Raw genomic sequence first — 15,882 nt, 5'->3', positions numbered from 1 at the left:
GAAAAAAGTGAAAGCTTCCTCGATTTCATCGAGGAAGCTTTCACTTTTTTAACTATAAGGACTTTTTCAGTGGCCTCAATCTGTAGGAGGTGTCCTTGCTCAAACGGCTAAGTACGAGATTATTGAAGAACTACGTTCTCGATATAAAGTAATCTGGCTTGTCGCCATTGCTCAGTTAAATCGTTCCAGTTACTATAAGTGGAGTTCAACACGTACTCAAAGACAATTACGCTTTTCAAAGGAGATACATTGCGTGAACAGATTCAAGCAATTGAAACATACATCTATCATTATAACTACAAACGATTCCAAAAACGACTCAACCATCGAGCTCCGATTGAATATCGAATCTCGATGGCTGCCTAGTCTTTTTTTAAAAGCTGTCTACTTGACGGGGGCAAGTCCAGGGAAACGTGTTGTTTCTAAGGTGGACAACCTACGTTTCTATAATTCTCCATCTTGGCAGGATAAAGATGTTGCCGGAACTGTGGATACAGGATTAGGATTTACAATTGATGCAAAAATAACTGTCAATGGATCAACACAATACAAAGTACACAATTCGAAAGGGAATACGTACTATATTACGGCTAGTGAAATTTTAACAAAGCCGACTCATATCACGTTGAGTCGGCTTTGTTTATTGTAATTTTATTTTTTACTTTTTAAAGCTTCTTTTAGTGTTTCAAGGGTCTGTTTTAACCATTCTATAGGTGTTAAGTTTAATGCTGGGTAATAAATATAAGTATTATATTTAATAAATTCCTCTTTTTCGCTATCAGTTAAATTACTGTTTAAAAATGAAAGTATATCATTTTTAGTATTTTCAATACAGATTTTAGTAACTTCCATTATAAATTCATTAAGGGCTTCCTCAGGCGATTCAATGTCTTGGTGAAATGTTCCTGCTAAAAAATCACCTAATTCTTCATAAGGGTTATATCTATCTTCCATATAAATTCTCCTCTACTTTACTGGATATCCTGTTATAATAAAACTTCCTTGGTTATTTTTTTTCAAAACAATTATAGCATTTTCCACATCTAAAGCACTATTTGATCCTCTTTCGATATATCGTCCAATTATAGTATTACCTTTATATCTTAGCGGTAAAGTTAGTCTGCTATTAGGATTGTTTAACCACCTATTTATTTTTGCTATATTTTGCGGATTACCTAATACTTCATTAGCTACTCTCTCTGCTGTAGCTCTATCAGTGAAAGTTGATGACCCTGTTATTTTAGAATCATTCTGTAATCTTTGCAACAACTCTGCATCTGTTTTTCCAACGTGTTTCTTGAGTAAGTGGCCACCTCTTTGGCCATTTTTTGCCTCATGGGCATTTAACCCTCCTCCTGGAGCTAACGGACTAGTATCTCCTGGTTTTACAGTATTAGTATCAACTCCCCTAGCAAACTGATGAGTTGATAGCTTTTCTTCAGCTTGCTTAAAATCAGGTATATCAAATCTAGAGCGTATATTATTTCCACCAGCAAATGCAAATCGGTCTTTCAATGGTATTTGATTCGAAACGGACGAGATACCTTCTGAGAATTTTGCTAGATTCACACCTTCACCGAGTGTAGTTACTTTCTTTCCCTACTTTGCTTATCCCTTTATCCCCAATCCATCCTAATCCAATTTCCATAAAAGCATTTGTTCCCCATTTTGCAATACTTTCTGCATCACCATGCCAAACATCATTCATAAATGAATCCGAAAAAGTATTCCACGCAGTAGAGACTGTCTCTAGGGGATGACCTATAGCATACTTCATGTTTTCTTTTGCTACTGTATCGTCTAGTGAATCAAAAAATTCTACGATTGCTCCAATAAATTGTCCAGAACCATTCCAGACACCACTCACAACTTTTTCAAGTATATTTTTTTCAGAAGTACCATCTTGTAATATATCTGATTCTACTACATCACTCGATTTAATTCTATTATCCAAACGAATATTAGTATCTAAATATTCTTGAATAGAATCTGCCCATTCCATATTCAACCCTTGCGTACTAAATGTGCCACTTGCAAGACTAAACCCTTTTCCGCTTTGGACTTCGGCAAGGCCTGTCGCAATGCTAGCTGCTAATTGAATTGCTGTATTATACTTATTGCTAGATGTTTGATTGAACTGATACAAATGATCTAACTTTTCTTGCAGTTTTTTCCTCATGACAGTAAAAAGATTCGCCATAGCGTCCATACCTGGGATTGGCATAGCTTGACTGACAGCTTCCATACTTGTTTTCATTCGGTCAATTTCTTGAATTTGTTCTAATATTTCTTGTTCGATTACATCTGTGGAAGCGACTTGTGATTGAAAATCACTTGGAAAAGCAACATTTTGACGAATTAATTCTTCACACAAATAAATAATTCCTTGTGCTAAAGGAAGAAAGGCTTCTACAAAAAAAGCTTTTGCACTATCATATGTTTGTCCTTGCAAGACAGTATCGCTTGCGAAAGCGTCAATCGACTGAATGGCTTGTTCCATACCTTGAATGGTAGCAGTACATACAGCGTTCATGCTTTGAGTCTGATTTTGTACTTCTCCCAAATACATATTTAAACTCATGCATTGACCTCCCTTACTAATTGTTGTTGCTGATAGGAAAGGTCGTTTTCTAAATCACTAAGGTCTCGTCTTTTTTTAAGCAACGTTTCTTTTTGATTTTCCAATTCGAATGTAAGTTTTCGCTCAATGTGTTGTGCTTCTTGACGCGTATTCATAAAAAAATGAGATAATTCTCTATCACCATGCCAAGTTTCTAGAATTCGGTTAAACAAACGGTTACTTCGATTTTTCCATTCGTGAAAATCTGCTTCCGCTTGTTCCTGAGTTTGAATCGCAGATTGATTCCGGTCCTGCTCTTCGAATACACTTCGTAATTTTTGATTTAATTGTTTGATTTGGTTTTCAATATCTTGACTCATCTTTTTCCTCCTATCGTTTTACCTTTACGAAGGTGGCCACATTAGCGAAAAGTATTTTGAAGTTCGTTATCCATTCTCTCAAACTCGTTAGCTACCGAATGAATATTATCGACTGCTTGTTGGAAGGCGGCGCAAAATTGTTTCGTTAGATCTAAAGCTTGTTGGTTCGCCTCTTGTGCTTTGGAATTAACAGATAGCGTAGTACGCGTCGCCTTTGTTATAGAACGATTTGTTGCACTTTGGATAGTATCCGAAGCTGCTCTCATCTGTGTAGCGATTTGTTGTGCCGCTTGAAAATTACTTTGAAATTGTCCCATCGCTCAAATCCTTTCTATATTTCTATAACGTATTAAGGAAGGGGAGTGCCTAGTATGATGTCCATTATCCTACTGTTCTTCATAGGAACACTCCTAGAAAAATATTGCGGATTTAATTATAATAATAATTGGCTATGTTTTCCTTAAAAAATTCCCTTTTTATAACATGTGTGTTTTTTACAGTCTTCAGTCGGTGGGGGAGAGTTCATAATGAGAGAGAGGACTTTTCCAGGAATGAAATGATAGATAAAGAGATTAGATATGGCTTGAATAGTAGAGGTTAGTATAGTATTTATAATTGATGCGAATGTAAGTGTAAATGGTTCTTGTCAATACAAAGTACACAACAGCAAAGGCAAAACATACTATGTTACTGCAAACGAAGCCTTTGTATATGTGAAGTAAAGTAAAACCGTCTCCCTTACGGAGACGGTTTTACTATCTTTTTGACGCTCTATATCCTGCAGCTTTTGCTTCCGCTTCTGAGCAAAACATTTCTTCGGCATTTGTTTTATCATAAAACTGTTGTCCAGGCATATGATAAATTTTTTCACCCTTACTGTTTTTATTCCCTTTAATATTACAAGAGCCACCTTGCTCAGTTGACTGTTTTTGATTTGGTTGAGGAGCTGGAGTCGCAGCTTCTTGTTTAACTTGAGCCTGTTGTTCTTGTTGTTTCTTTTGCTCTTCTTCCTGCTGTTTTTTCAATTTCTCTTGTTTTCGTTCGTCTTCTTGTTTAGTTGTGGCTGTTTCTTTTACTTTTGTGTCTTCTTTTTTTGTAGTGTCCTTGTCACCATTAAAACATGAAGCAAGTAAAATAATTAATAGAATAATAATACCTAAGCAACCTAAACATCCACACCCGCGGCGCTTTTTATCTTCCTTCTTATTTCCCACTTCTGACATGCTTATCCCCCTATGTATTACAATCTCAATATCGAGTATAACAAATGTTTAGTGATAATTTTACATGTTTTTTCGTAATTAGAATTCTTTTTGTAAGAAATACTACATTTATGGAGGTGTGTCTATGTTTTATACATTTCTAATTACTACATTTATTTTATATTTTGCTTGGTACGTTTATAAAAGAAGGAAAGACCATCATTTGTACCAGCTTATTGCCCGCTTTAATAAAGATGAAGAATTTAAGCGTACATTGGCGATGGGGTTATATTATCGCTTTATGAAACCACAAGAAAACGAAAAGTGCTCATCTGTTTTTATCCGTCAAACACCACTAGAATTTGAAGTGTTTGTTGCAGAGGTAATCGAACGATACTATGCTGGTACAACTTTTGTCACAACAGCATCAGGAGATTATGGTGTGGATTTTGAACATACTGTAAACGGAGAATTATATCTTGGCCAAGTGAAGTGTTTATGTAATGACATGTCTTACAAAGCAATTGCGCTTGTACATAGTAATATTGCTAAGCGTGGAGCAAAAGGTGGATATGTTGTTTCAACTGGTGGTTTTTCGAAAAATGCTAAACAGTACGCAAAAGAATTAAATGTAGAATTAATTGATGGATCTCGATTAGCTGAAATGTATATGGAATCCATTGAACGTCACCCAGTACCTCAATATGTATTAAACCCTGCTAATAATTAACCAGCAGGGTTTTCTTTTTGTACCTCGTATAAATCGTCTACTTTGCAGCCAAAAAGATTAGCCAACAAGAAAAGTCGATGCGCATTTGGAAACGAGGTACTCGTTATGTAATTATTCAGTTGCTTTACACTTACTTCTAATTTCTTTGCTATGAAATCTTTTCGATATCCGCTTTTTTCTATCCAATCCCCAATCCTACTGTTCAATTTAATCTCCATATTTATCACCTGCAGATTATTTCAACGTTTATTTCACAAACACCTTTTTGTAAATAAATTTCTTAATTAGGGAAAATTATTTTCCTAATATAGGCAATTTAATTTCTTATAAGTCATATACCTATAATACTTCCGCCTGGAAGACCATGAGGAAATAGAGACATTAAGAAGGGAGAGGGAATATATGCGTTGGCAATATGCACATTTGAATGAAACTCCTTACCTTTACTCTTCAAAGCATTTAAAACAAATGCACAAGAAAGCTCGTTCAAAAGATGAAACAGAAGCAATATGGGGGCACATGCAAAAACATGAAGTTGATGATTATGAATACAAAGGTTATTACAATTTAGCACGTCAAATCCAAGAGGAACTACACGGTGAAGAAACGGTTGATATGGAATGGGGAGACATATTCGAGGATTACAAACCAGTGATGACAAAGGATGGCTTGAAACTCGAAAAGAGGAGGGAAAATCGATGACAATCGTAGGAGAAGCGGTAGTCGTATGGACGGCAACAGGCTTGTCAGTAATTACGATGAAAGTAGCTGGAAAAATGGGGCAGAGTGTTCCACGTATGACCATGTATACAACGCTCACAGGTTCGTTCTTATACCTTCTACGTTATGTTCTTTTTGTTTTTCTATAAGGGAATACCTACCTGGAATTGATGGACATTTACAGGTGTTTGAAAAATAACTTGTATGGCTGTATTCCAAAAACAAGGGATATATACCCTTATAAAGGGTATATGGGGAGTGAGAAAAATGATTGAATTGTTACTTGTTCCAGCTGCAGGTTTAACAGTGGCATTATTCGGTGATAAGTTCAAAGGGGGAAATGGTGATAAAAGGAAAATGCAAGTCTTTTTTGAGGTATCTGGAATTGCAATTAAAAGAGAAGATAAGCTTCATTACCCGAAGCTTCAAAAGCAAATCGATGATGATCGTAGTACAACGTATGTATATACATTACCAGTCGGAATGCCAAGTAAAATTATTCAAAAGGTAGAAGATGTAGTAAGCGAGGGTTTAAATAAACCGGTACGGATCCAGTACGACAATTATAAATTAAACATTCGTGTATTCCGGAGAGAAATTCCGAAGAACTGGTCGTGGTCTATTGACTTGGTGAAGAAGGGGAAATGGTGTGTTCCTGTAGGACAGAGTCTTGAAAGGATTATATATCATGATTTCGATGAAACACCACATATGGCAGTTAGTGGTTTAATTCGTATGGGGAAAACAGTGTTTTTGAAAAATCTCTTTGCTACATTATCGTTAGCGAATCCGAATCATGCTCATTTTTATCTTATCGATTTGAAAGAAGAAGGACTTGAATTTAGTGAGTACAAGAAATTGCAGCAAGTCGAACGGATAGCTGAAACACCAGAACAAGCACATGGAATGCTGCTAAAGGTTATGGAGAAAATGAGTGAGCGTGGAAAATACATGAAAGAACGTGGTATTAAGAACATCGTTCATACAAAGGAAAGAGACCGTTATTTTATTGTAGTGGATGAAGGGGCAGTACTTGCACCTGCAAAAGGATTACCAAAGGGTCAAAATCAAATGTTGGAGCAGTGCCAATACATGCTGAGTCATATCGCACGAGTCGGTGGAGCACTTGGTTTTCGTATCGTCTTCTGTACACAGTATCCTACAGGTGATACATTACCAAGAGTTGTGAAGCAAATGGCGAATGCAAAATTAGGGTTCCGTTTACCTACACGTACAGCATCCGAAGTAGTGATTGATCAATGCGGTTTAGAGAATTTACCATCTGTGCCAGGTAGAGCGATATATATGAAGGGAAATTTTACAGAACTACAAGGGCCATATATTGATGACAAAGTCATGTGGGAACATCTAAAAGAATATGAGGTGGAGAAACATGAACATCCAGAGTCATATGAAAATCAACCGTCAGATGACGATACTTGCGACGATTAGAAAGCTGCAATTTGCAACTAGAAGACATTTGATGTGCGTACATGATATGGGTGGTATACGGAATGCAAATAGGATAATGGGTGATTTGAAACCATATGTCAGTAAGGCGATACACGGGAAGGAGTATGTATATTATTTCAATAAAGAAGGTCATTCGTTGTTTGGTGAAGGTGCTGTTGTTTCAAGAGGGAAAATGGCACATGCATTGCTACGAAATGAAGCTTGGTTACATTTGTTCTGTCCAGACGATTGGCAAGTTGAAACGGAAATACGTTATAGAAAGAATGGAGAGAAAAAGAAGATTATTCCAGATGTAAAATACAGAGATGAAGAAGGGATACTTCATGCAGTTGAAGTAGATCGTTCACAAAAAATGAAGATTAATGAAGAAAAGCTAAAAAAGTATGAAGAGTTTACGCAAATTTATAAGCAAAAATATAATGGCAAGGTGTCAATTATTCATTTCTTTACAGTTACAAAATATAGGGAAAAGAAATTGGAACAGTTAGCAGCAAAATATGATATATATGTGAAGGTCTATGTGATTCAAAGTATATAAGAGTGTAGCAAAAAATAACCGCCCCTCTACTTATAAGTAGAGGGGCGGGGGTTACGAGGGATAAACATCTTCAAATTTAATCCCAACAAGCATATGTTTCATCATTATAAGGCATTGTGCACTATCATTAACTGTGAAAGAACAAACTTCCTGTTTAGTTTTTTTTACAACCAAAACATCAAAACTAATGGCTAAAACGTCTGTAAGATAGTCTTTGTCCTGAGTATCTATAGCGATTAAAATATTATAAGTATATCTTGGAAAAACACTCCCAGTGTTATACCAGAAGATCCATGGTTCAGCATCTTGCTTATTTAAATTAATAAACATGTTAGTAATAGCATCGGTCACCTGACTCACAATATCTTGGTTTATACTTTCTCCCCAACGATAAGTAGGAAATGCTAATATATCTTTAATAATCAGATTACTAATTTTCTCGATCAATTCTGAAATTTGAAGTGCTTCTCCTCCGATGATTGCTTCCTGTGACGACTTCAAAAAGTTTATATCACGATTTGATTCTAGCACGTTGACTAGAGTGCGAGGATCAGTGAAATCATTAAAATCCATATCCAATTCTTCAAAGAATTTCTTTAATTTAAGAACCTGTCCAAAATGTTCTTGTTTCACAGCAAACACATTATGAAAGTAATTATTCCCCATTTTTCAACAGTCCCTTCTAGATAGAGCATAAGACAGATATATGATGGGAATTCCAATATATAACTATTTTTTGTTTTAAAATGTGGTACTGTACCTTTTCGAAAATAAATTGTCCTAAAGTCTTGAAGAATAAGATTGTTTAGGTTCATTTTTTTGTTCACTGTAGTTTGAATAAACAGTGAACAATTTTTTAGCGTACGAAATTTGCGAAATGTTGGTGCTACTCCATCCCCATCAACTTAAGAGATCAATTGTCCCCAAAAACGAAAAAAATGAGCCGAATTCTCATTAAAAACTGTAAAAAGGTAAAATTTTCGATAGGGGGGTCTCTCAAAATCTTAGCTTTATAGGCATGGGATAGTACCAACAAAACACGAATTTTACAGGTTAAGAAAAATTTGAAAGAGAAAAGTTGATTTAATATACGTTAATGAAACGATTGTTTTAATTAGGTTCTTTAATTGATGATTTTCGTCATAATGTCAGTGAGAGTGATGTGTAATTGAAGAAATACAATGGAGGTTTTTAGTAGAAGAAGTATAAAAAAGTGCTAATAAGTTTGCAAACAGGATTGCAAACAAAAATGCAAACTAAACGAATACTTCTTAGTAATGGTAAGAGATAAATGGTCGCTGATATGTCCTCTAAACCCTTATATTATAACGTTTGTTAACGATGTATACTCATGCATAAAACTGACTACTTCAACCGAACACAATCTGGGCACCATGTAGTGAAGAACTTAACTACTACTGGCTCCTCGCTTGCGATAATGTCTTTAAATTCCTTTTCAGACTTGATTTCTTTCATGTTTTTTGTTCCTTTCAATTTTATACGAATCTGCTAGTATTTTTATGCAAAATCCGTATTTGTAAACATTTTACAAATATTAGTGTTTTTGAAATAGATTATTTGCAAAATCTTCAACTACTTATTGCAAAACAACATCCCATTAGGTGAAACCGCAATGCAGGACCTTGGAGAATTCTGTGATGTATTAGGAAGTCAAATCATTATGGAAGCTGTAGACAGAGCGATTGACCAAAATGCAAAGCGTTGGAAATAGATCAGTGGCATTCTATTCGATTGGCAAAAGAAGAATGTCAAAACAATTGCAGATTTGACACTCCCACCCCTAAAGGGGCAAGCTGGCTAATGCCAGTGGGATTCTTGCTACCAAAGGCGAAGTTCATTTCTGATATCGCTGACGTGCAAGATTGCGGTGTGCCATCACCACTCTCACGACAGACCATATAGGTTCGTGAGCTACGGTACTGTGACCATACCATACAGCTAGTTGCGTGTTCAAATGTTTTAGCGTCTTGTTCTTGACGACACATATAGTTTTACCGATAGCGTGAATTAGACTATCGAACCTCATACTATATTCTGTTTTCAATGAACACATAAGCGTTTTAAAGACTTGTTCTTGTCTATAGTTGAATTATACCTAAAAAACAAGTGTTTTTATACGAAAAAGCGATACTTTCATCCTATGCCTAAAGGCGGACTAAAGTCCTGTATGGGCTTTCCTGTATCGCGAAATCTGTAATCAAGCTCGATGAAAATTATAAAAACCGAAGAGGTGGTGTAAAAGAGGCAACACGTCGGAAACGCTATGGCAATGGTAATGCAACGAGCAGAAATTATGAGGAAGAAAATGGGAGCAGAGAGCGGAACATGCCAAGCTTTATTAAGCGAGTATAAGTGCTCAAAATGCATGGATTCAGAAGTTGTTTTTTATGAAGAAGTGAATGAATTTGGTATGAGTAAAAAAAATAAGGACAAGCAGTCGTACCTGCCGTCCTCATTAGGAGAAAGATTACCCTGGATAAAAACAACAAATAATCAGAAAACACGCTCGTAAATAGTGTTAACGTAAATTTAAATATATATACAACAAAATGGGATAAGCAAAAAATGCTTATCCCAAGAAGGGTAATTTAGGAGAAATTCAAAACACCAAAATGACTCGTATTGGTAAATAGGTTCGTTGATAGTATATGTGAAATGAAAAAGATTATACGAAAAGCAGATAGCTCTTTGTGCTATCTGCTTACGTTGAAAATTATGTTTTCTCAAAAAACAGTAATACAGCAACTCACTTATGGGTAGTTTGTGTGAATTAAAAAAGTTTATACAAAAAAAGGGCAGACAACGCTTTTGGTTGCCTGCCGGTGGGTTGAATGAGTTAGCGAATTGCAATAAATTGCGTTCTCATTACAAGAAGAGTGAAGCCGCTAGTTCGGACAGCTTAAGGATAGTGTGGGCTAAGAAATATGAATTTATGTGAAAAATGTAATCTGTTACGTCCAAATGAAGAAATAAATAGATATTCATCAGACAAGGGAAATGGAGCATATCTTTAATGAGGTGTAGAAAACTGTCAAATTGGGAGAAATCTTAAAAAGCTAGGCGATGGCCTAATCGAAGAGAGAACGGAGAATATGGCTGAAGAGAGAAACTGGGATCAAATCTGTACAAAGCCTGAGAAGTTACGTGCAGCTGATGAAAAAAGTGGACTTGGGGGAAAATCGCTGAACAGTTTGGTGTTGCGGAAGGGAATTTGTACTACTACATTTCTAGAAGACGAGAAGCAAAAAACATACCTAGAAAGCATGTAGGAGCTCTGGAAGTTCCCTTAGCAACCCATCTTCTAAGCGGAACGGTTCAGGATTTAAATGATGTAAGAAGTGGAGCACATGAAGTAATGGAACAGAATCGTGAGTTATCGAAAGAAGTTGAACAGCTGCAGAAAGAACTTCTAGCAGAAACAACAGCGAGATCGTGAGGATGATTACAGCTCTTTATTAAATGAATTCAAGTATCAAATTTGAATTTCATACAAATATACAGAGATTATCCTATAAATAAAAACTCTACTCTCATCATATAGAGAGTAGAGTTCATGGATGCAGTTGCTGAGTTCTCGGGATGGTGAACACCAGCAACTAAATAATATCATGAGTATTCAGAAAAAACATCGAGTAAATGTTTCCGATTTTTCAAATAATAGTTAATTAGAATGAAATGAATAAAAGCGTTATTTGAATAGAAAGAGATTAGGGAGTGACAAGATGAGAAGTTTCACAAATTATCAACTTTAAATCAATATGCATAGTATGAAAGATGGAAGGTGAGAGTATTTACGAGGAAGGGGGAAAACGAATGTTTCCCAATTATTTTTACAATGAAATGCGAATGCGTCCTTTAGGAGGGCAGGGTCCTGCGCAAAGTACAATTCAAGCTGTTCACCAGGCTATGCAAGCACAGCAACAAGCGTTACAAGCACAACAAATGCACCAAAGTATACAACCTCACTATTCATCACAATATTATTACCCGATGTATATTACACAGGATGGAATGCTTTTTTCAGGAATTCCGCATGAAACTGTATATGGTTTATAGCAAATAATAACAGGAGACATTGCTGTTCGATGGACACTTATTCATAAATAATTTAACAAAACGCTTTTTAATTAAGTTTCAGCTTAACAAAAGAGGATCTGCCACGAATAGCAGACCATCTCTTAAAATGGCAAAGAATAACTCTTACCTTACTCTTTTATCTGGCGAGGAGAAACGAAGGTTGTGCCAACAGGATTAGCTTTTGAGATTCCACCAGGATACGAATTACAAGCACGACCACGTAGCGGTATGAGGCGTGACACGAAGCTACGAGTGATATTAGGTACGGTTGATAGTGGTTTTAGGGGAGAAGTTGGTGTCATTGTTGATAACGATGAACGAGTATTGGGAGTGAATATGCAGGCTCATGTTATTGAAAGAGGAACGCGCATTGCTCAAGGCGTTATAGCCCCAGTGGAAACAGCACATTTTGTGGAAGTGGACGGGCTATCGGAAAGCCAAAGAGGTAAAAACGGATTCGGATCAACAGGAACTAAGTAATACCAAATTTAAATTTTCTTCAGGCTGAAAATTTAATGAAACAAAAAGTAATGAATAAAAGGAAAAATCCCTGGGGGACAGGGATTCGATAAGGGAGATATTGTTGTCGTGCAATGTCGAAATTTGGCATATTCAACAAATTAATATTATCACGAATTTTTAGGGGATTGTGATAGTGGATGTGTCAAAAATGTGTACGGGTTTCATATACAGGCGTTATTTTACAATTATCTTGGCCGGGCCCTTCATAAGGAAGAAAGTGGTTTTAAGGATTTTTAAGAAAAATAAAAAGGACAGCCGATATTTGCGACTGAACTCTTTTTATAAAAATCTTTATTTATCTTCAAGAGGTTTCATAACACTAGATGGAAGTTGATTGGTTGGAGCTAATACAGATTCTTCACTTGCTGGTTGAAGTGTTTTTAATTTTAGGAGTACACCTGCCTCTGTAGCAATTTCGTCCTCTTTTGCTTGATGTAGATATATTTTCATTCGCTTTCTCCATTTTACATCCCTCCTTATTACATGTAGGTATACAAGCGACATAATTGTTGAAAATTACTAAAGTGTTTTTTAGTATTGTACTGATTATGAATAAAATGTATTGAAAAATCTTTTAGTAATAAATGCCGTTGTAACAATAGTATAGGATAGATTTAAAATATTATGCTGGATGGGAAGAGAGATGAAAATTAAACAAAATAAAAGTGTTATTTAATAGCAAATAAAAAGAGAGAACACATATGAATGTGCTCTCAGAAAGGTAGATTTTTTATGAGAAAGGGTCTACATAAAATAATATATGCTTGTCTCAGTTAAATGTGAAAAAAATCAACAAAAACGCTATTTTGTATGTAATAAAAATGCCATATTTCAATGTGAGGGCATATGAGTAAGCATGTCTTATATCCATAATATATGCTTACCCTATCAAGTAGTGACAAGTTAATAAAAATAAAAGAGCAGCTAGCAAAAACTAACTGCTCGGCTCCAATGGGGGACTGGAGAAAGATTATTGTATCTACAGTATTGACGGAATATTGAGTTTTATTCAAACAGAAATGTTTATTAGGGAAGTCACACCAAAATCTTTGTTATTAGCCATATTAGATATGAATATTATTACTCTAAAATACAGAATATAGACTAATAAACAAGCTGTTTTTTGTTTTTAATCATAGAATATGATGAATCCTATTATGAAGAGGAGGTAATCATATCTATGAGATGTAATTGTCATTTTAATCGCTTTCGAGATTGCGGTAGATTTTGGGATGACTTAATGTTCTGTAGATGCAGACATAGAGATTGTGATGACCGTCGTTGTAGACGCGGCTGTGATTGCGATGATTGTCGTCGTAGACGTAAACATGATCGTGATTGTGATCGCGATGAGCGTCGAGAGTGGTAAAATTTTTTGAAAGAGTGCTTTTCTTCAAAGCACTCTTTTTTGTTTATGGATTTTCTGAATTCTTTATTGATAGTAGTTATTTAATAGAAAGAATGTAGTTGTAATTCAATTTAAGGGCTAACAAAACAAACGAACACAACGAACAAAAATAGAGGAGGGGAATTATGGATTCTAAAGTAACGTTTACTATGCAAATGAATGGTGAGAGTAAAGATGCAACCGCATATGTGAGTGGGATTACTAATTTAATACAGCAGAGAAAATGGCTTGTTCCTATTGATCAAAGTCTAGAAAAAATCATTTATCATGATTTTGATGAAACACCACACATGGCAATTGGATGAAGAATTTAGTAAATTGAAAAAAGATTTATAAATTGCACACCTTTTGAACTGGGCAAGCATATATTGAAGTATGGGACAAGCGTAAATCGCTTTTTTCATACTCATTGAAAACTCCTTATCACGAAAGAGCACTGTCGAGTGCTCTTTTTAATTTGGAATATATAAAAGCTTGGAGAAGTCATTTCATGCACAAAATGAAATGTATGAAAATATAATGGGAAAATGTAGGGAAGACATAAATGTTATTACTTTACAAGTGGTATTGATGTCCGTGAATCCATGATAAATAAGATGATTCTAATATAGGTGGATGAATAATATGAATCCAAGAAATTTAACGGTTACGGGAGCATGGTTTCAAGTAGGTGGAAATACGATAGCTGCCATTGGAACTACAAGAGGGTTTATAGGAGAAGAAAATGTTGAAGAACCACTTGTAATTGTAGGTGGATCATTACAAGCTCTTGGATATATACTGCAATTGATAGCGTTAAAAGATTCCTTTGAAAAACAAGGGATGAAAGTAGAAGAAACTGCACTGAGTAAAGAGGAACAAATGAAACAAAGAAATAAATCTTTGGAGAAAACAGGGATTGAATTATTAGCTTTAGGGAATGTTTCAAATGTAATAGGAACGTTTTTTAATATACAAAAAGAAATGGAAGAGAATGATTATCTCATTATCACAGGAAATAGTCTACAGTCTATTGGTGCATTTGTAGGGGTAGAGGTGGCACTGAATGAGGAGCCTGAAATTCCATGGTTGATTGTAGTGGGTAATTCACTACAAACGCTAGGAGCTGGATTGCAAGCATTTCAAGGCATACACAACATATCCAAGGAAAACCAAATGATTGAGAAAAATGATAGAGAAAAAGAAGATGAGAGATTCGTTGGACTAATTGGTATTTGGATACAAGCAATCGGTACAGCAGTTTCAGCAATTGGAATCACACAAATGATAGAGGATTGAGTTTGAAACTTTAGCTATCGAGAAATTAGTATGAAGATTCATATGAATGGAAGGAAATATTTCATTCTCTTTTAAGGTCGGACAAGGACTTTAGGGAGAATTATTTTCTATAGCTCAATTTTTGGTAATTTAAAAGAATAAAAGATGTTTTATAGTGTAGGTTTTTCTTCTTTCCTGTCGAAGATGTAATAAAAGGGAGGTAGTAAAATGGCACAGTTTGAAGTTGGAAAAATCACTTATTTAGGAGAGAGAAAAGAAGAAATAGATTTTCGAATAGCTTATGTAAGGATTGATGACTATTTAGACTGGGAAGTCATTATACGTGGAACTACTGATAAAGATACAATTTTTATTGAAATAATGAAGAAAAATGAGCAACCAGTATTTGAATTTATTACTACTGAAGGTGAAGTTCTTCAAGGTAGGACAAAAATAGTGAAATTTATCCCGAAATTAATTGATACAGAAATTGATTTATTTGGTATTGGAAAGTTAAATGGTTATGAAATAAAAAGCGTCCAATAGGACATAGCCATCAAGTTAAGACTATGTATAATTTTCAACAAAAACAACCAACGCGTCTAATCATCTATAAATTAACAGAATCTGAACATACAAAACGATTAGAACGGCATAAAAAAGAAAAACGACGAATGCCTAAATACGCGAGTGGTATCAACTTGTTTATTACAAAGATAAATGAAACTGACATGACGGCGCATAAAATTTATCAATTCTATTCTCTTCGTTGGCAAGTTGAAATTTTATTTAAAACATGGAAATCTATTTTTGGTATTCATGCGGTAAAAAAGATAAAACTCGAGCGATTCCAGTGCCATTTATATGGACAGTTAATTGCGCTATGTCCAACAAGATACTTCTCATTTGAAGGGATCGTTATCGGACTTTATTGAAGAGCACGAGATTGATGAGACGTTATTTAAATCCATCCTACGTAAGATGGATTTTGACC

At 35.3% G+C, this 15,882-nt stretch carries 21 protein-coding genes and 6 pseudogenes; 18 read left to right on the top strand and 9 right to left on the bottom strand.

The annotated features are described in order from the left end of the window. The first annotated feature begins 198 nt into the window (after window positions 1-198). Window positions 199-366 (top strand): IS3 family transposase, encoded by a 168-nt coding sequence (locus JDS96_RS33345; RefSeq protein WP_206777231.1) that lies wholly within the window; start codon window positions 199-201, stop codon window positions 364-366. Window positions 367-406: 40 nt separating this feature from the next. Continuing rightward, window positions 407-649 (top strand): annotated as a pseudogene (locus JDS96_RS26950) (N-acetylmuramoyl-L-alanine amidase); the annotation flags it as partial. Between the two features lie 2 nt (window positions 650-651). On the opposite strand, the gene JDS96_RS26945 reads toward JDS96_RS26950, so the two are convergent. The 4 genes and pseudogenes from JDS96_RS26945 to JDS96_RS26930 form a co-directional block, all read right to left on the bottom strand. Next, window positions 652-954, bottom strand: a complete 303-nt coding sequence (locus tag JDS96_RS26945) for a contact-dependent growth inhibition system immunity protein (protein WP_003203825.1) — start codon at window positions 952-954, stop codon at window positions 652-654. A 12-nt stretch (window positions 955-966) separates the two neighbouring features. Then, window positions 967-2,581: pseudogene (locus tag JDS96_RS26940) on the bottom strand (RNase A-like domain-containing protein). Then, entirely contained in the window at window positions 2,578-2,940 is a 363-nt protein-coding gene (locus JDS96_RS26935) for a DUF3958 family protein (RefSeq protein ID WP_006094777.1), read from the bottom strand. The pseudogene JDS96_RS26940 and the gene JDS96_RS26935 overlap by 4 nt, the downstream one beginning before the upstream one ends. 41 nt (window positions 2,941-2,981) lie before the next feature. After that, complete coding sequence (locus JDS96_RS26930; protein ID WP_199668611.1) at window positions 2,982-3,257, bottom strand: TIGR04197 family type VII secretion effector; 276 nt, start codon at window positions 3,255-3,257, stop codon at window positions 2,982-2,984. A gap of 291 nt (window positions 3,258-3,548) precedes the next feature. Between JDS96_RS26930 and JDS96_RS32510 the strand changes: the two are divergent. Next, a pseudogene (locus JDS96_RS32510) lies at window positions 3,549-3,662 on the top strand (N-acetylmuramoyl-L-alanine amidase); the annotation flags it as partial. A gap of 33 nt (window positions 3,663-3,695) precedes the next feature. Here JDS96_RS32510 and JDS96_RS26925 read toward each other — a convergent pair. Beyond that, window positions 3,696-4,163: a sunset domain-containing protein gene (locus tag JDS96_RS26925; protein WP_199668610.1), complete on the bottom strand. Its 468-nt coding sequence runs from the start codon at window positions 4,161-4,163 to the stop codon at window positions 3,696-3,698. A gap of 124 nt (window positions 4,164-4,287) precedes the next feature. On the opposite strand from JDS96_RS26925, the gene JDS96_RS26920 reads away from it, so the two are divergent. After that, window positions 4,288-4,872, top strand: a complete 585-nt coding sequence (locus tag JDS96_RS26920; protein ID WP_003209890.1) for a restriction endonuclease — start codon at window positions 4,288-4,290, stop codon at window positions 4,870-4,872. On the opposite strand, the gene JDS96_RS26915 is transcribed toward JDS96_RS26920, so the two are convergent. Beyond that, window positions 4,869-5,090 (bottom strand): helix-turn-helix domain-containing protein, encoded by a 222-nt coding sequence (locus JDS96_RS26915; RefSeq protein ID WP_033796755.1) that lies wholly within the window; start codon window positions 5,088-5,090, stop codon window positions 4,869-4,871. The two genes, JDS96_RS26920 and JDS96_RS26915, sit on opposite strands and share 4 nt — an antisense overlap. A 184-nt stretch (window positions 5,091-5,274) precedes the next feature. Here JDS96_RS26915 and JDS96_RS26910 point away from each other — a divergent pair, with 184 nt between their 5' ends. The 4 genes from JDS96_RS26910 to JDS96_RS26895 all read left to right on the top strand — a co-directional run bounded on the left by JDS96_RS26910 (window position 5,275) and on the right by JDS96_RS26895 (window position 7,603). After that, a complete protein-coding gene (locus tag JDS96_RS26910) occupies window positions 5,275-5,574 on the top strand; it encodes a hypothetical protein (RefSeq protein WP_199668609.1) in 300 nt (99 codons plus the stop codon). Beyond that, complete coding sequence (locus tag JDS96_RS26905) at window positions 5,571-5,741, top strand: hypothetical protein (RefSeq protein WP_199668608.1); 171 nt, start codon at window positions 5,571-5,573, stop codon at window positions 5,739-5,741. Before JDS96_RS26910 ends, JDS96_RS26905 begins: the two co-directional genes overlap by 4 nt. Before the next feature lie 118 nt (window positions 5,742-5,859). After that, window positions 5,860-7,044: an FtsK/SpoIIIE domain-containing protein gene (locus JDS96_RS26900; protein ID WP_199668607.1), complete on the top strand. Its 1,185-nt coding sequence runs from the start codon at window positions 5,860-5,862 to the stop codon at window positions 7,042-7,044. Continuing rightward, a complete protein-coding gene (locus tag JDS96_RS26895; RefSeq protein ID WP_199668606.1) occupies window positions 6,986-7,603 on the top strand; it encodes a replication-relaxation family protein in 618 nt (205 codons plus the stop codon). The genes JDS96_RS26900 and JDS96_RS26895 overlap by 59 nt, the downstream gene beginning before the upstream one ends. A 51-nt stretch (window positions 7,604-7,654) precedes the next feature. On the opposite strand, the gene JDS96_RS26890 is transcribed toward JDS96_RS26895, so the two are convergent. After that, complete coding sequence (locus JDS96_RS26890; RefSeq protein ID WP_199668605.1) at window positions 7,655-8,269, bottom strand: pesticidal protein; 615 nt, start codon at window positions 8,267-8,269, stop codon at window positions 7,655-7,657. Window positions 8,270-8,974: 705 nt separating this feature from the next. Continuing rightward, window positions 8,975-9,079: pseudogene (locus tag JDS96_RS26885) on the bottom strand (thioredoxin domain-containing protein); the annotation flags it as partial. Between the two features lie 157 nt (window positions 9,080-9,236). Here JDS96_RS26885 and JDS96_RS26880 point away from each other — a divergent pair. From JDS96_RS26880 to JDS96_RS26860, 5 genes and pseudogenes are all read left to right on the top strand, one after another. Then, window positions 9,237-9,335, top strand: a complete 99-nt coding sequence (locus JDS96_RS26880) for a hypothetical protein (RefSeq protein ID WP_018766350.1) — start codon at window positions 9,237-9,239, stop codon at window positions 9,333-9,335. Between the two features lie 552 nt (window positions 9,336-9,887). Beyond that, window positions 9,888-10,136, top strand: a complete 249-nt coding sequence (locus tag JDS96_RS26875) for a hypothetical protein (protein WP_199668603.1) — start codon at window positions 9,888-9,890, stop codon at window positions 10,134-10,136. Between the two features lie 699 nt (window positions 10,137-10,835). Next, window positions 10,836-11,060, top strand: coding sequence for a hypothetical protein (locus JDS96_RS26870; protein WP_199668602.1), 225 nt, complete (start codon window positions 10,836-10,838; stop codon window positions 11,058-11,060). Window positions 11,061-11,437: 377 nt separating this feature from the next. After that, window positions 11,438-11,680, top strand: coding sequence for a DUF3947 family protein (locus JDS96_RS26865; RefSeq protein ID WP_018766347.1), 243 nt, complete (start codon window positions 11,438-11,440; stop codon window positions 11,678-11,680). Between the two features lie 153 nt (window positions 11,681-11,833). Beyond that, a pseudogene (locus JDS96_RS26860) lies at window positions 11,834-12,181 on the top strand (dUTP diphosphatase); the annotation flags it as partial. A gap of 333 nt (window positions 12,182-12,514) precedes the next feature. On the opposite strand, the gene JDS96_RS26855 reads toward JDS96_RS26860, so the two are convergent. Beyond that, window positions 12,515-12,673 carry a flagellin gene (locus JDS96_RS26855; RefSeq protein WP_242480002.1) on the bottom strand — a complete coding sequence of 53 codons (159 nt, stop codon included), beginning with the start codon at window positions 12,671-12,673 and terminating at the stop codon, window positions 12,515-12,517. 730 nt (window positions 12,674-13,403) lie between these two features. Here JDS96_RS26855 and JDS96_RS26850 point away from each other — a divergent pair. From JDS96_RS26850 to JDS96_RS26830, 5 genes and pseudogenes are all read left to right on the top strand, one after another. Continuing rightward, window positions 13,404-13,592: a hypothetical protein gene (locus JDS96_RS26850; RefSeq protein WP_199668601.1), complete on the top strand. Its 189-nt coding sequence runs from the start codon at window positions 13,404-13,406 to the stop codon at window positions 13,590-13,592. Between the two features lie 164 nt (window positions 13,593-13,756). Continuing rightward, on the top strand, window positions 13,757-13,936 hold the full coding sequence (locus JDS96_RS26845) for a cell division protein FtsK (protein WP_199668600.1): 180 nt from the start codon (window positions 13,757-13,759) through the stop codon (window positions 13,934-13,936). A 319-nt stretch (window positions 13,937-14,255) separates the two neighbouring features. Further along, the gene (locus tag JDS96_RS26840) at window positions 14,256-14,909 is read left to right on the top strand and encodes a DUF6944 family repetitive protein (protein ID WP_016114779.1); all 654 of its coding nucleotides are present in this window, start codon (window positions 14,256-14,258) and stop codon (window positions 14,907-14,909) included. 207 nt (window positions 14,910-15,116) lie between these two features. Next, a complete protein-coding gene (locus JDS96_RS26835) occupies window positions 15,117-15,434 on the top strand; it encodes a hypothetical protein (protein ID WP_003199857.1) in 318 nt (105 codons plus the stop codon). Window positions 15,435-15,466: 32 nt separating this feature from the next. After that, window positions 15,467-15,775 (top strand): annotated as a pseudogene (locus JDS96_RS26830) (transposase); the annotation flags it as partial. Window positions 15,776-15,882 lie beyond the last annotated feature (107 nt).

Origin of the sequence: Bacillus cereus group sp. N21, assembly GCF_016483395.1 — a bacterium.
Classification (GTDB): Bacteria; Bacillota; Bacilli; order Bacillales; family Bacillaceae_G; genus Bacillus_A; species Bacillus_A pseudomycoides.
Note: the sequence above shows the minus strand (reverse complement) of the source record. Positions and strands in the feature narration are given on the sequence as shown.

Bases quoted from the DNA above. Each gene is read 5' to 3' on its own strand.
- JDS96_RS26895 (WP_199668606.1), top strand. From the start codon at position 6,986: ATGAACATCCAGAGTCATATGAAAATCAACCGTCAGATGACGATACTT.
- JDS96_RS26900 (WP_199668607.1), top strand. From the start codon at position 5,860: ATGATTGAATTGTTACTTGTTCCAGCTGCAGGTTTAACAGTGGCATTA.
- JDS96_RS26865 (WP_018766347.1), top strand. From the start codon at position 11,438: ATGTTTCCCAATTATTTTTACAATGAAATGCGAATGCGTCCTTTAGGA.
- JDS96_RS26840 (WP_016114779.1), top strand. From the start codon at position 14,256: ATGAATCCAAGAAATTTAACGGTTACGGGAGCATGGTTTCAAGTAGGT.
- JDS96_RS26880 (WP_018766350.1), top strand. From the start codon at position 9,237: ATGCAGGACCTTGGAGAATTCTGTGATGTATTAGGAAGTCAAATCATT.
- JDS96_RS26930 (WP_199668611.1), bottom strand. From the start codon at position 3,257: ATGGGACAATTTCAAAGTAATTTTCAAGCGGCACAACAAATCGCTACA.
- JDS96_RS26910 (WP_199668609.1), top strand. From the start codon at position 5,275: ATGCGTTGGCAATATGCACATTTGAATGAAACTCCTTACCTTTACTCT.
- JDS96_RS26875 (WP_199668603.1), top strand. From the start codon at position 9,888: ATGGCAATGGTAATGCAACGAGCAGAAATTATGAGGAAGAAAATGGGA.
- JDS96_RS26835 (WP_003199857.1), top strand. From the start codon at position 15,117: ATGGCACAGTTTGAAGTTGGAAAAATCACTTATTTAGGAGAGAGAAAA.
- JDS96_RS26915 (WP_033796755.1), bottom strand. From the start codon at position 5,090: ATGGAGATTAAATTGAACAGTAGGATTGGGGATTGGATAGAAAAAAGC.
- JDS96_RS26935 (WP_006094777.1), bottom strand. From the start codon at position 2,940: ATGAGTCAAGATATTGAAAACCAAATCAAACAATTAAATCAAAAATTA.
- JDS96_RS26920 (WP_003209890.1), top strand. From the start codon at position 4,288: ATGTTTTATACATTTCTAATTACTACATTTATTTTATATTTTGCTTGG.
- JDS96_RS26855 (WP_242480002.1), bottom strand. From the start codon at position 12,673: ATGAAAATATATCTACATCAAGCAAAAGAGGACGAAATTGCTACAGAG.
- JDS96_RS26925 (WP_199668610.1), bottom strand. From the start codon at position 4,163: ATGTCAGAAGTGGGAAATAAGAAGGAAGATAAAAAGCGCCGCGGGTGT.
- JDS96_RS26850 (WP_199668601.1), top strand. From the start codon at position 13,404: ATGAGATGTAATTGTCATTTTAATCGCTTTCGAGATTGCGGTAGATTT.
- JDS96_RS26845 (WP_199668600.1), top strand. From the start codon at position 13,757: ATGGATTCTAAAGTAACGTTTACTATGCAAATGAATGGTGAGAGTAAA.
- JDS96_RS26945 (WP_003203825.1), bottom strand. From the start codon at position 954: ATGGAAGATAGATATAACCCTTATGAAGAATTAGGTGATTTTTTAGCA.
- JDS96_RS26905 (WP_199668608.1), top strand. From the start codon at position 5,571: ATGACAATCGTAGGAGAAGCGGTAGTCGTATGGACGGCAACAGGCTTG.
- JDS96_RS26890 (WP_199668605.1), bottom strand. From the start codon at position 8,269: ATGGGGAATAATTACTTTCATAATGTGTTTGCTGTGAAACAAGAACAT.